At 57.1% G+C, this 13,232-nt stretch carries 10 protein-coding genes and 1 riboswitch; of the genes, 5 read left to right on the forward strand and 5 right to left on the reverse strand.

The genetic code is table 11. The features are described from left to right. Nucleotides 1-15 precede the first annotated feature (15 nt). The 5 genes from ACWR1S_RS04520 to ACWR1S_RS04540 form a co-directional block, all read right to left on the reverse strand. Nucleotides 16-5,559 carry a calcium-binding protein gene (locus ACWR1S_RS04520; RefSeq protein ID WP_454562572.1) on the reverse strand — a complete coding sequence of 1,848 codons (5,544 nt, stop codon included), beginning with the start codon at nt 5,557-5,559 and terminating at the stop codon, nt 16-18. A gap of 2 nt (nt 5,560-5,561) precedes the next feature. Then, nucleotides 5,562-6,416 (reverse strand): hypothetical protein, encoded by an 855-nt coding sequence (locus ACWR1S_RS04525; protein ID WP_454562573.1) that lies wholly within the window; start codon nt 6,414-6,416, stop codon nt 5,562-5,564. Between the two features lies 1 nt (nt 6,417). After that, the gene (locus tag ACWR1S_RS04530) at nt 6,418-7,662 is read right to left on the reverse strand and encodes a glycosyltransferase family 4 protein (RefSeq protein WP_454562574.1); all 1,245 of its coding nucleotides are present in this window, start codon (nt 7,660-7,662) and stop codon (nt 6,418-6,420) included. A 195-nt stretch (nt 7,663-7,857) separates the two neighbouring features. After that, entirely contained in the window at nt 7,858-8,244 is a 387-nt protein-coding gene (locus tag ACWR1S_RS04535) for a hypothetical protein (protein WP_454562575.1), read from the reverse strand. 179 nt (nt 8,245-8,423) lie between these two features. Continuing rightward, nucleotides 8,424-8,687 (reverse strand): hypothetical protein, encoded by a 264-nt coding sequence (locus ACWR1S_RS04540; RefSeq protein ID WP_454562576.1) that lies wholly within the window; start codon nt 8,685-8,687, stop codon nt 8,424-8,426. Between the two features lie 283 nt (nt 8,688-8,970). Next, nucleotides 8,971-9,071: riboswitch (guanidine-I (ykkC/yxkD leader) on the forward strand. 63 nt (nt 9,072-9,134) lie between these two features. Between ACWR1S_RS04540 and ACWR1S_RS04545 the strand changes: the two genes are divergently transcribed. From ACWR1S_RS04545 to ACWR1S_RS04565, 5 genes are read left to right on the forward strand one after another with little or no spacing between them, the layout of a single operon-like run. After that, nucleotides 9,135-10,202 carry a putative urea ABC transporter substrate-binding protein gene (locus tag ACWR1S_RS04545; RefSeq protein ID WP_454562577.1) on the forward strand — a complete coding sequence of 356 codons (1,068 nt, stop codon included), beginning with the start codon at nt 9,135-9,137 and terminating at the stop codon, nt 10,200-10,202. An 18-nt stretch (nt 10,203-10,220) separates the two neighbouring features. Next, nucleotides 10,221-11,036, forward strand: coding sequence for an ABC transporter permease (locus ACWR1S_RS04550; RefSeq protein ID WP_454562578.1), 816 nt, complete (start codon nt 10,221-10,223; stop codon nt 11,034-11,036). Then, the gene (locus ACWR1S_RS04555; RefSeq protein WP_175555110.1) at nt 11,033-11,821 is read left to right on the forward strand and encodes an ABC transporter ATP-binding protein; all 789 of its coding nucleotides are present in this window, start codon (nt 11,033-11,035) and stop codon (nt 11,819-11,821) included. The genes ACWR1S_RS04550 and ACWR1S_RS04555 overlap by 4 nt, the downstream gene beginning before the upstream one ends. A gap of 25 nt (nt 11,822-11,846) precedes the next feature. Further along, nucleotides 11,847-12,572 (forward strand): urea amidolyase associated protein UAAP1, encoded by a 726-nt coding sequence (locus ACWR1S_RS04560; protein WP_454562616.1) that lies wholly within the window; start codon nt 11,847-11,849, stop codon nt 12,570-12,572. An 11-nt stretch (nt 12,573-12,583) separates the two neighbouring features. Then, nucleotides 12,584-13,225: an urea amidolyase associated protein UAAP2 gene (locus tag ACWR1S_RS04565; RefSeq protein WP_454562579.1), complete on the forward strand. Its 642-nt coding sequence runs from the start codon at nt 12,584-12,586 to the stop codon at nt 13,223-13,225. Nucleotides 13,226-13,232 lie beyond the last annotated feature (7 nt).

The following is a 13,232-nucleotide window of genomic DNA, read 5'->3' on the forward strand; positions in this document are numbered from 1 at the left end:
CGGTCGCCATACGACTCAGACATTCAGCTCGTAAAACTGAATGATCTCCTTCATCGCCCGCTGCGCTTCTTCGTCGCCCTTTATCAAAATGTCTTCGACATCCCTCAATGGCGGAAGAGGATGCAGACGTTCAGCAATCTGCATCGCGCTGTAGTCTTGAGTCGCTGTTCCTTCGCTGACTCTTATGAAGCCGATAGCGCTTTCGCCTGCGGCAAAATGATTGGAAACCCGGATTTTCGGTGCCATGCCGTAATCCACCACGATCACCAGATCATCGCGCTCACGGTGAAACTTCAAGTTGTCGATCGTCAGCCTGCGTTCGGAAAAGTCGATCCCGTCAAGGCCGTCTCCCCGATTGATGATCACGTCCCTGCCGAGGCCATCGTATCGGTAGATATCATTTCCGGCGCCGCCGGTTAGCGTGTCATTGCCCGGCCCACCCAACAGCAGATCACCACCGGGGCTGCCCGTGAGCACGTCATCCCCTTCCATGCCTCGGATTTCCCCCGCGCCGCTTATCGTGTCGTTGCCTCGACCACCGACTAACGGCAGCGCCCGTCCGTCTCGCAGAGACGTAAAACGCGTTGAATTGTTAACGGTTACACCCGTATGAAAAGTCTCGGGCGCAGGGCCCAGCTGACTTGACTCCAAGAGTTGTTTCAAACTCACGACCGACCCATCGGCGAAATTCAAGAGCTCAATCCCGGCCCCCTCAAGTGCACCATTGAGGGGCAAGACGATGCGAACTTTCTGTATCCCACCCCAATTGATATCGAGTGTCGGATGGAGCATTTTCGCTCTTGGCGGATTGCGGTGTGCCCCGCGACCTGGGTTGGGTTCCAGCTCGACATGCGTGGTTTCTATCAGCGCAGCACCCCAGCTCAATTGCAGTGCATCGCGCTGCGCATCTGCTGGAAGGACGACCGTGTCCTGATCGATCAATCCGTACTCGTCTTTCCACCCCGCTGCGCCAACTTCTGCTCGGTGGAAAACAGGGTTCGGCACATCCGCAATCGTGGTAGTTGCTCCGGCGTGCGCTTGCACGATGTAGGTGTCGGCACCGTCTTCACCGTAAAGCCAATCATCCCCTGCCCCGCTGACCAGATAGTCGGCGCCCTCGGAGCCCAGCAAGGTATCGTCACCTGCACCTGCGGATAAAAACGCGCCCGGTGTTCTGTCGCCGACAGTGCCGTAGTCAAGTGGGGAGCCTGCATGAGCGACAATCAGATCGTCTCCCGCGCCGCCGTGGAAAACGTTTTCCACTTCGACGTTGACTCGCCCGCCGGCATCGTCGCCAGGGACGATTTTGCGTTTGATCGTTTCAGTTGTGACATCCCAGCGAAACGCCTTGGGCACCGTTTCCCCCGAACCGAAGCTTGCTGCCGGATAGATGTACCAGCCCTCAAGCGCGCCGGATTCCTTACGGTCTTCAACCAATACATCTCCCGTATTGAATGAAAAGCCGTTGGCCGAGCCGGATCGATAATAGCGAGGCGCCTGACGTGAAGAGGCTATCGTCCCATCGGCTTTCACCTGTTTATGTTCGACACGAGTTGTGGTTTTCGACTGCCTTTCACTGACCACGGCATGCCCTGCATCAACCTTCATCCATGGCGGCGTTTCAGACAGTGTTCCCGCTTCGACGCCGTCATCGCTCAGCTCGGTGTGAGTGATGTAACCGGTGTCGCTAGTCGTGATATGACTGCGAACCCAGACGCCTTGATCACTCAAGGTGAAACCTGTGGCGTGTTTGCGGGCGGAGCGCCTGGATTTGATTTGCGCGAGGAATTTTTCAGTCCAGTCAACGGGGTGATCAGATGCCACAGGGCGTTGCGCCGCGATGGTTACATCGTCTGGCTGAACCGGGTCATCAACTTTGCTTTGCTGGATTCCTGTGGCTGTTACAACTTCCGGTACAGGTGACTCGGGCACCTTTATCGGCGGCAATGTTTTGCGCAGGGCATCCTCATAACCAAGTACAACGCCATCGCTGAAACTGAATGTGGAATCCTTCCACTGCTCGTGACTCTTGATGAGTATCGCGTCGCCCGCGCCATTGGCCAGCCGCAATACCGTGCCGACGGTAACTTCAATAATGTCGGCTTTCAGACTTTGTGCAGAAAACCCTGCGCCGAACCTGATGATGTTGCGGCCGCCGGCATCGGTAACAATATCCAGACCATCGCCAGTCCCGAAATAATAAACATCAGCACCGTCATGGCCCTCCATCACGTCGTTACCGGCCCCGCCATCAAAAACGTTATTGCCTGAATCTCCCCGAAGGTGGTCTACACCCTCCCCGCCCAACAACGTGTCGTCGCCACCACCGCCCAGCAGGGTATCGTTACCTGAACCACCGTCCAGATAATCTGCGCCGTGTTCAGCCTCGGCTGTGTGCTCGTAATCGCCGGATAAAATGTCATCATCAGCGCCGCCATAAAGCGTGTCGGCGCCCAAGCCTCCCAGAAGGGTATCGTTTCCTTCATCGCCTTGAAGGTAATCATTGTTGATTCCACCTGACTGCAGGTTGGACACATCGCCATCCATTGCGTCAGCTCCTGCCCCACCGATCAGGGTATCGGAGCCACCCATTCCCTGAAGTGTGTCATCGCCCGCTCCACCATCAAGTAAATCATTACCGTGATAACGAACCGGATGCTCAGCATTGTCCCCGGCCAGCACGTCGTTACCTTCCCCTCCGAACAGCAGATCATTCGCCCCGCCCCCGAAAAGTTTGTCGTCTCCCGCACCACCGTCCAGCAGGTCATTTCCAAAAAAGTGGGCGGCGTCACCGGCAACGCCGCTCAGTACATCGTCATCCCCGTGGAGAGTGTCATTACCTGAGCCACCATAAATCGCATCGGCTCCACCGTTACCAGCGAGCCAATCATCGCCACTGCCACCGTCCAATACATCGTTGCCATGGTGTTTGCTTTGCAGGCCACCTCCCCAGTCGAGGTTATCTCCCATCATTGTGTCGTTACCGCTTCCTCCGGCCAGCGTGTCATTCCCGCCCTCCCCCCAAAGAAGATCATCTTCAGTTCCGCCATCAAGCAGATCCTCACCCCATCCGCCATTGAGAACATCGCGACCGCCCTGACCGTAGAGAACATCGTTATCGCCCTGCGTCGAACTATTGAAGGAGGCCTTTGAAAAGACAGTTCGGTGACTGGTGACACCACCGTCTATAAGCACTTTGACGCGTTTGAATCCCCATTTCTGCTCCAGCGCGCCAGTCGTTTCATCCCCTGATAAAATGTCATCTCCCGCACCTCCAATCAGCGTATCCCGATCGTTACCGCCCAGAAGCACGTCCTGGGATGCCGTACCGATGAGCAAATCGTGGCCGGCGCCTCCGTCAAGCCAATCGCCGCGAGCTGCTTTGCCTTTAGAGGCGCCAGCGGCCATGGCCTTTTCGAGCGTCGTCTGTTTATCCCCAAACAACTGATCGTTTCCGTCGTTGCCGAACAATCGGTCTGATCCACCAAGTCCGAGAATGACGTCGTCTTTTGCAGAGCCGTAGAGCACATCGGCCTTGTTTCTCTGTTTTACGTTGGCCAATAGCAAGGCGTTGCCCAACTCATCGTATGAGAACTGATCACCGGGAACATTGGGGTCGATATCTTTCGCTTTCCAGTCGCCCTGGAGAACCAGATCGGGAGCAGAGAACGTATGGCCTTGGTGTTCAGGAAGTCGGATGCCAAGCATCCCGGGGCGGAAGTTCTTGATAACGACGAGATCGTTCAGGCCATATTTGATGTTGAGCGTGGGTTCATTGCGTTCTTCGATGAGGGTCAGGGTGATGGCCTGATCCTCGGTCGACCAGATATTGCTCAAAGGGGCGCGACGTTTGAGTGAAGGAATCGGCGCGCCGTTGATCCACAGCTGCCCATTGGCGTTGGCGTCGAAGATCTCATCAATGCCATCACCGCTGGAAAACTCATAGCGGTCGCTGCCTTCGCCACCGATCAAAGAGTCGTTACCCTTTCCTCCGACCAGAACATCATCACCGGCCATTCCGTACAGCGCATCATTGCCGTCGCCTCCGCCAAGCAAATCGTTGCCGCGTCCACCCTCGATGACATCGTGACCTGCCAGCCCGTTGATCGTGTCATTGCCCACGCCGCCATACAGATGATCAGCATTTGCACCGCCCGCGAAAGATCGCGCACCGTCATCACCGAACATCACCAGCGGATTTAACACACCGGTGGTCATCGGCACCTGTTTGGCTGAGGCGAGATCGGAGTAGGAAAACTTCTGCAGCGATTGTTCTCCAAACGAGCCCTGGGTTCGGGCAATCAACCGGGCCAGCATTTGCGCGCGATCGGCGAGCCATTGCGCGGTGATGAAACCTTCGCCGGTCAGCGGATCGTAGAGCTCCAGTCCGCGTCCGGGGTAATCGTCAGCTCGTTCTATGACGACTTCGCTGAGTTGCTTCAGGGAATTGCGCAACGCCAGGCCGATAGGTGTCGACTCCCCAGCCAGTTTTGCCCATGAATTCGCGTTTCCGTATTCGCCTATTGATCGGGTGACGATGCTTTGGGACTGCTCTGGTGAAAATGCCGAGAAGAATGCGTAAGCGTTGGTGGCGAAGGTTTCATCGGTGGTAGGCGGCGCTGCTGAATCGCCGTCGTAAGTGCGCTTGAACATGTCCAGGAATTCATTCTGGCCATAGCGCAATATCAGGTCGACCACGACGGAAACCGGCGTGCCTTTGACCACATGCTGAATCAGCGGATTCAGGCTGCCACTGGCGAGCGCGATATTGATTTGCTCTGGCACGACGGAAAGCAGACTTTGCATTGGATTGACGCCGAAATTGCTGAGCGCCGCCTGCAATCCGACACTGTATGAATCGATGGCGAACAGAATATTTTTATAGTCATCGAGCCTGTTGGCTTTTGCTTGAATCGGCGGGCCGCCATCTTCCCCCTGCGAATCACCAGCGGAGATCAATCTCCAGGTTTCATAGGGCGGGGCTCCACCCAACAGGCTGAATCCGACTGTCCCAGACCAGCCGGCATTGCGTTTCACGGCTGTATCTTCCTCCCCGCAAACCTTACTAAACAGAGCCTCGCCAATCGCGCTGGCATCGATTTCTGCGATCTGGCTAATGGACGGAACCGTCCAGGGTGCTAATCGATCAGCAAGGGATCCGTCGATCAGGGTATTGATGAAATTGACGGCGACTTGATTGGATGACAGCTGCATCAGGTCTTCACTGAAGATTCTATTCAGTCTCAATTCGCCTTGGCGGGAGGTGTAGCCGCGAATCAGGGCGGAGTAGGCACCGTTTCCCCCGTTGGCATCAATGGCCACGGCAAGCCAGAGCCTGGCGCTATTCAGAACTTTTGCAGTCTCTTCATCAACAGCGAAAACTTCAGAAACTCTTCCATCGATAATGTCAAATAGCTTTTGATACAGCGGAGCGCAGCCAGTCCCTGCTAACTCCAGCGCTTCGTACTGAATCTCTTCTGAGCGCAGCCTCATCCCTTTGCAAATATTGGCTGCATTAAAGATTTCTGTTTTTTCCATATCGCTAAATACATAACTCATCGTTACTTCCTTGTAATAACAGCGCGTGAAAGATAATCACTGAGAAACTTGAGCATCCCAGGTGCTTCGCGTAATGAGGAAAGTCGGAGACTTACGCGACCGTGCCCCCCGGAAAAATCAAAGCTGTGCAACTCCACTGTGCAAAAAAAACTCAACTTTCCAAAATCCAGATTCTCCAGTTCAGTTCTGCTGAACTTTGCCAGTTTCTTGCCAGTCAGTTCTTCCTCGGAAGCCGGACGTATCAAGCCGTCACAATTTATTAATCGAGGTGTTCCATCACGCCGCGACCAGCCAGTAATGACAAACGTTCTAACGACCCCCTCATTCTTGAAATGCGGCGGAGGTGCATTAAGCCAAAGCTCCAGTCCCGGATAATTTTTTAGCTTCACTATCAACTCATCCGGCCAGTTGATGTGCCGATAGCCCCGTTCATGGGGCTCGGTAGTCTCTTTTTTTGTATAAAGCCCGGCGTTCACTTTATAAAGACGCCAACTTTCAGGAGTCGGCTTTACACTCTGATCGTGGTACGACCGTATATCCGTCCCGGTCCACCAGAAATGCCCCTTGAGCGTATTGGCCAGACACGCTTTCTTATTCGACAATTCAGGCATGCCAACATAAAACTCCGGGACCAGAGTCTTATCCACATAGCTGCCGCCCAGTATGGGCACCTGCTTCATGCTCGCCAGCTTCTTTTGACAGGCCTCCTGATCCGCGTAATACATTGCCATCGCCTCGGCGACTTGTTCTTCACGGATATAAAAATTCACCACGCAGTAACAGACATAAATAAACAAGCCGTATTTCAACAACTTCTTAAACCATTTAACCCATTGCTTACGCGACATCCGGAACATTTCAAATCTCCCTGTCAAACAGAGGAACAGGCTGTTTCTTGAGATGCTCGTACATCGCGCTTTCAAATACCTCAAAGTATTGTTTCGTGCCGTACGCCACATCAAATCTGCTAGCTGTCAACTTCGCAGCACTGCGAAGGCAGTCGTACTCATCAACGGATTCAAGAACCTTGGCAATACATTTGGCAATACCGTGATGATCGAAGAAATCCACCAGCATTCCATTGTGACCATCGACGATCACCTCCCTTACCGGAGCCGTATCCGACGCTACTAGCACACACCCAGCCGCCATCGCCTCCAGTAACGACCACGACAAAACAAACGGATACGTCAAATAAACATGAACCTTTGAACATTCCAGAAGCGACCGGTAAGTCTGGTAAGAAAGTTTGCCTGTGAAATGAACGTTGGAATGATCGAAACTTACCTCGCCCTCCATCCTGCTGCGCCAATTGGCGTAGCCAACCGGCTTACACCCATAACTGACGTCATCACCGCCCACTATGATTATCTGCGCATCGGGGCACTCAGCCTGAATATGCGGGATCGCTCGCATAAAACTGTGAAACCCGCGATAAGGCTCAAGATTCCTCGCGACATAAGTAACGATCGGCTGCCCGGCTCTCAGTTCGACGCCATTGGGCAACCTGACGGCCCCAACTTTCGCAAAACAGGAACTTTGAATGACGCCCTCGTGAATAACCCGAATGGCCGACTGATAAGCTGCAGGAAACAGACTGCGCTGCCACCGCGTGGGCGCAATGGCAATGTCACATTGCTCAAGATTCAAAAGATGCAACGAATTGAGCACTCGCAGCCTTGATGACTCTCTTGTTGCTCGCGGGAATTCAGGATCGAACCCGGAATCTGCGCCCTGCGCCCGATAGTAATATTCGCAATAGTGAATAAGCGGCGCGTCAGGATAGACATCCTTGACGAAGAGCGTTTCCCCCCATCCGGGATGAGCGAGAATTACGTCCGGCCGATAACCCGAATGTTTCAGCCGGCTCAGAATTTCAAAAACCTTCTGTCCATCAGTCACCGCTTGTTCGTAACGGGTCAGGTAGGGGTGAATACCGCCCGGTGCTCGGCTGGCAGCGCGGTATCGATATATTTTCACCCCTGCGATACCCGGCGCCGTATCCCGACCTATCGCTAAAACCTCATAACGCCTGTCAATCGCCGCCAGCACCACATGACGGAACTGGCCCGGAAAGTTTTGGTGAATCACAAGAAGCTTCATAGCGGCATCGTCCTTTTATTCGCCGCTGTTGAACTGAGTTTTGCTCACCTTGATCGGCAGGAACAAACGCTAACAAATGCAAGGAAATGAAACTGTAGGAAGCGTCTGGGAATGCCCTAGGAGATGGCTAACGGGACGACTTTTCGACGGGCATAAAAAAGCGGCGCTAATTGCGCCGCTTTCATTTGCGTGGATCTACCAGCGGTTGCCACGTCCGTTGTGGTCGCCGCGACCGCTGTGTCGGTCGTAGTTGCCACGACCGCGATGATCGTTATCCCAACCGCCGCGACGGTGGCCATCCCAACGTCCGCGATCGTTGTCGTGCCAGCGACGGCTTTCGTAGTAACGCGGGGCCGGTTGGTAATAGCGCGGTTGCTGGTAGTACCGCGGGGCTGGCTGGTAGTAGCGTGGCTGCGCGTAATACGTGCTGCCACCGTTGTAATACGTGCCGCCCGTGTTGTAGTAGGCCGGTGCGGGTGATGTGTAGACCTCTGAGCTGTAATACGAGTCCGCGTAGGAGTACGGGACGCAACCGGCAACGGAAAACATCAACGCAGCAAGTAGAAGAATTCGTCTATACATGGCGGCCTCCTGGACCGCGGGTTGGCCACACCAGCGACGCTGGCAGGCGACAGTCATTAATCGGTGACTGTCGAAAAATCAGACAGCGTTTTCGGCATCTGGTGCGTTCCTGCAACAAGTTGAAACAAGTGATTGATGAAATCCTGTTCATTTGGAAACCGCTGTCATTCAGCCACTGATCAATGGTGGCCACCGTGATATCCGCCGCCGTGATAACCCCGCCCGTAGCCACCCCGATAACCGTAACCACCATAGTAATAACGCGAACCGCCGTAGTAGCGCGGACCGTAATAACCACCATAGTAATAAGGCGAGTAATAGCCGGGAGAGTAGTAAGTAGACGGATACGCATCGTAGGGAGCGGCGTAGTAATAACAACCAGACAGACCCAAACCGAGCACTGCTCCCAGCAGCACCCTTCGTAACGTTTTCTGAATAAGCATGGCGGCCTCCTGAAAGACCTGCGACAGCAGTCGGCACAGACCGGCTGACATCTGTTTTGACTGGCAAAGCCATGCCGAGTGCCGACACCCCAAAACCATCGGATCAGCGGCAGACACGCTGCATCACGGTGCAGCCGCGCACCAACACAAAGCGCCTCAGCGCCCTCGCCGCCAACCCGATGCAACCTGCGCGCCCGTGCCAGAGCGCCTGACGCGACTTGGCACGCGTCTCGCTTTAGCAAACCCGTGCAGGAGTCATCACAGGTTCGCGGCACCACAATTTGCAATGGCTGACTAGGGTTCCGGCTCGCAATCGCGAGTGGCTGGTCCGAGAGTTGGCGACCTCCAGTTGAGGTTACACGGCGGGACAAAAGCCCGGGAGACAAGCCACCGTTCGCGGTGCCGCGTTGCCTTCCTGTCCGCCCTTGATCAACTGGAGAACCCACCATGACCCGACTACGTTTGCCCGCCCTGCTCGCCGCCGCCTTCGCCGCGCTCGTCAGCACCCAAGCCCCCGCTGCCCAGAAAGACCATTTCAGCGTCTGCTGGACGATTTACGCCGGCTGGATGCCATGGGAATACGCCGGCAGCCAGGGCATCGTCGATAAATGGGCAAAGAAATACGGGATCAAGATCGACGTCGTGCAGCTCAACGATTACGTCGAATCGATCAACCAATACACCGCTGGCCAATTCGACGGCTGCACCATGACCAACATGGATGCGCTGACCATTCCGGCCGCCGGCGGCGTCGACAGCACCGCGCTGATCGTCAGCGATTTCTCCAACGGCAACGACGGCATTGTCCTCAAGGGCGACGGCAAGAAAGTCGCCGACCTCAAGGGCATGGACGTCAATCTGGTCGAACTGTCGGTCTCGCACTACCTGCTGGCCCGCGCGCTGGATTCGGTCGACCTCACCGAGAAAGACCTGAAAGTGGTCAACACCTCCGACGCCGACATCTCCGCCGCGTTCAACACCGAACAGGTCAACGCGGTGACCACGTGGAACCCGATGCTCTCGGACATCAAGGCCAAACCGGGCGTGACCGAAGTGTTCAACTCCAGCCAGATCCCCGGCGAGATCATGGACATGATGGTGGTCAACAGCGCCACCCTCAAAGACAACCCGGCGCTGGGCAAAGCGCTGACCGGCGCGTGGTTCGAAGTGGTCGATTTGATGAACGCCAAGAACGCCGCGAGCAAGGCTGCGCTGGAGCATATGGCCAAAGCCTCGGGCACCGATCTGGCTGGATTCCAGGCGCAACTCGACACCACCAAACTGTTCGCCACGCCCAGCGAAGCGCTGAGTTTCGCCACCAGCAAACAACTGCCGGAAACCATGCGCAAGGTCGCCGAATTCTCGTTCCAGCACGGCTTGCTCGGCGAAGGCGCGAAAGACACCAGCGCGGTCGGCATGGCCTTCGCCAACGGCGTGACCAGTGGCGATACCGGCAACCTCAAGCTGCGTTTCGATCCGACCTACGTGCAGATGGCCGCCGACGCCAAGCTGTAAGCCACGGAGGATTTGGCCATGCGCCTGATCAATCGCCACCCGGATCGCCCGAGTCGCCTGTTGCTGGTGATCCTGCCGTTCGCCCTGCTGCTGTTCGCCTACTTCATGGGCTCGGCCGAGCGCCTGGCGGACAACCCCAACGACAAGCTGCTGCCCAGCGCCGTGCAGATGAGCGACGCGGTCAAACGCCTGGCCTTCAATGCCGACAGCCGCACCGGTGACTACCTGTTGTGGCAGGACACCGCGTCGAGTCTGCGGCGTCTGGCCATCGGCCTCGGCATCGCCGCACTGGCCGGGCTGTGCCTGGGCATCGCCGCCGGTACGTTGCCGCTGTTCGGTGCACCGTTGTCGCCGCTGCTGACAGTACTGTCGATGGTGCCGCCACTGGCGATCCTGCCGATTCTGTTCATCGTCTTCGGTCTGGGCGAGTTGTCGAAAGTCATGCTGATCGTGATCGGCATCACCCCGGCGCTCGCTCGCGATCTGGAACAACGCGCCCGGGAGATACCGGTCGAACTGCTGATCAAGGCGCAGACCCTCGGCGCCTCGACCTGGACGCTGATGCTGCGCGTAGTGCTGCCGCAACTGTTGCCGCGTTTGTTGATCTCGCTGCGGCTGATGCTCGGTTCGGCGTGGCTGTTCCTGATTGCCGCCGAAGCGATCGCCTCCACCGACGGCCTCGGCTACCGGATTTTTCTGGTACGCCGCTATCTGGCGATGGACGTGATCCTGCCGTACGTGGTGTGGATCACCCTCCTCGCCTGGCTGATGGATTGGGGCCTGAAACACCTGACCCGCCGGGCATTCCCTTGGTATGAGGGGGCGGCCAAATGAGCTTCATCACCGTGAAAAATGTCTGGCAGCAATACGCCGATCAAGTGGTGCTGGAAGGCTTGAACCTGAATGTCAACGAAGGCGAATTTTGCACCTTGGTCGGCGCGTCCGGTTGCGGCAAATCGACCTTCCTGCGCTTGCTGCTCGGCCAGGAAACGGCGAGTCGCGGCGAGATTCTGCTCGACGGTCAAGCGCTGGCCAGTGAGCCGGATGCCAGCCGTGGCGTGGTGTTCCAGCGCTACTCGGTGTTCCCGCATTTGAGCGTGCTCGACAACGTCGCCCTCGGCCTTGAATTGCCGCGCGCGCCATTGCTGGGGCGGTTGTTCGGCAGCGCCAAACGTGAGGCACGCGAACAGGCAGCGGCGTTGCTGCACAAGGTTGGCCTCGGCCATGCGCTCGACAAGTACCCGGCGCAGTTGTCCGGCGGCATGCAGCAACGGCTGGCGATTGCCCAGGCACTGATCATGAAACCGCGCGTGTTGCTGCTCGACGAACCGTTCGGCGCGCTCGATCCGGGCATCCGCAAAGACATGCACGCCTTGCTGCTGGAGCTGTGGCGCGAAACCAAACTGACGGTGTTCATGGTCACTCATGACTTGTCCGAAGGCTTCAGCCTCGGCACGCGTCTGCTGGTGTTCGACAAGGTTCGCCTCGACCCGCATGCCCCCGGCGCCTATGGCGCGCGCATCACCTACGACATCCCTTTGAACAGCGACCGCCGCGCCCAACGCGCCGCCGTCGACGCCCTGCCGTTGCCACTGGCAGGCGCCCTTCGCACCGCTTGAGAGGACTGCTCCGATGAATAAACCGATGACCGATTCGACCCAACTGTTCCCACCGTTCGCCGAAGAAATGCTCCCCGGCGGCGGCCACCGTTCCTTCGTGTTGAAGCGCGGCCAATTGTTGCGCCTGACCGATCTGCGCGGCGGCGCCAACGTCAGCCTGACCCTGCTCAACGCTAATGAAAAAACCGAGCGGCTGAACCTGCCCGACAGCCTCAAATGCCAACACACCGCCAAGCTCACCAGCGGCCACTGCCTGTACTCGGACATGGGCCGCGTGCTGGCCGCAATCACCGCCGACACTTGCGGCTGGAGCGACAGCCTCGGCGGCGTGCTCTGCGCCGAAGAGGTCGCGCAGAAGTACGGTCAGGGCCGCTATCAGGAACTGCGTAACGGCTTCTTCCGCAACGGCACCGACAACCTGTTGGTGGAACTCGGCAAGTGGGGCCTGGGCCTGTCCGATCTGTTGATGACGCTCAATCTGTTCAGCCGCGTGAACGTCGATGAGGCCGGGCGTTTCCACTTCGTCGAGGCCAACTCCAAGGCTGGCGATTACATCGAGTTGTACGCGCCGATGGACACGCTGGTGGTGCTCACCGCGCTGCAACACCCGATGGATCCGTCGCCGGAATACGCACCAAAACCGCTGAAGCTGAGCTGGATGAACGCCGACGCCAGCGTCGCCGAACACTGCCGCACTTCGCGCCCGGAAAATGAGCGCGGCTTTATCAACACCGACCGTTTGTTCGCCTGAGGATCGCTGCCATGCCAGTTGCTATCGCCACTTCGCAAAACCAACCCGACACAGCGGTGTACCGCGCCACAATCCCGGCCGGTGAGCCCTGGCTGATGGAGGTCAAGGCCGGCCAGACCCTGCGCATCCTCGACCTGGAAGGTAATCAGGCCGTCGATACGTTGTTCTACAGCCTCGCCAATCCCAAGGAACGCTATGACGTGCAGCGCACTTTACGCCGGCAGAACAGCGTCTACCTAAGCACCGGCAGCGTGCTGTATTCCAACCTCGGCCACGCGATGCTGACCATCGTCGCCGACACTTGCGGGCGACACGACACCCTCGGCGGTGCCTGCGCGCAGGAGAGCAACACCGTGCGTTACGCCCTGGAGAAACGCTACATGCACAGCTGCCGCGACAACTACCTGCGCGCCTGTGTGCATGACGGCCGACTGGGCAAAGGCGACATCGGACCGAACATCAATTTCTTCATGAATGTACCGGTCACGGCGGATGGCGGGCTGACGTTCGAGGACGGGATTTCGGCGCCGGGCAAGTACGTCGATTTACGCGCGGAGATGGATGTGATCGTGCTGATTTCCAACTGCCCGCAGTTGAACAACCCGTGCAACGCCTATAACCCGACACCTGCGGAGCTGCTGGTATGGAACTGAAAATCAG

Source organism: Pseudomonas sp. AIG (assembly GCF_977020205.1).

Excerpts from the sequence above, each read along its gene's own strand:
- ACWR1S_RS04520 (WP_454562572.1), bottom strand. The coding sequence starts at position 5,559 with ATGAGTTATGTATTTAGCGATATGGAAAAAACAGAAATCTTTAATGCA.
- ACWR1S_RS04525 (WP_454562573.1), bottom strand. The coding sequence starts at position 6,416 with ATGTTCCGGATGTCGCGTAAGCAATGGGTTAAATGGTTTAAGAAGTTG.
- ACWR1S_RS04530 (WP_454562574.1), bottom strand. The coding sequence starts at position 7,662 with ATGAAGCTTCTTGTGATTCACCAAAACTTTCCGGGCCAGTTCCGTCAT.
- ACWR1S_RS04535 (WP_454562575.1), bottom strand. The coding sequence starts at position 8,244 with ATGTATAGACGAATTCTTCTACTTGCTGCGTTGATGTTTTCCGTTGCC.
- ACWR1S_RS04540 (WP_454562576.1), bottom strand. The coding sequence starts at position 8,687 with ATGCTTATTCAGAAAACGTTACGAAGGGTGCTGCTGGGAGCAGTGCTC.
- ACWR1S_RS04545 (WP_454562577.1), top strand. The coding sequence starts at position 9,135 with ATGACCCGACTACGTTTGCCCGCCCTGCTCGCCGCCGCCTTCGCCGCG.
- ACWR1S_RS04550 (WP_454562578.1), top strand. The coding sequence starts at position 10,221 with ATGCGCCTGATCAATCGCCACCCGGATCGCCCGAGTCGCCTGTTGCTG.
- ACWR1S_RS04555 (WP_175555110.1), top strand. The coding sequence starts at position 11,033 with ATGAGCTTCATCACCGTGAAAAATGTCTGGCAGCAATACGCCGATCAA.
- ACWR1S_RS04560 (WP_454562616.1), top strand. The coding sequence starts at position 11,847 with ATGACCGATTCGACCCAACTGTTCCCACCGTTCGCCGAAGAAATGCTC.
- ACWR1S_RS04565 (WP_454562579.1), top strand. The coding sequence starts at position 12,584 with ATGCCAGTTGCTATCGCCACTTCGCAAAACCAACCCGACACAGCGGTG.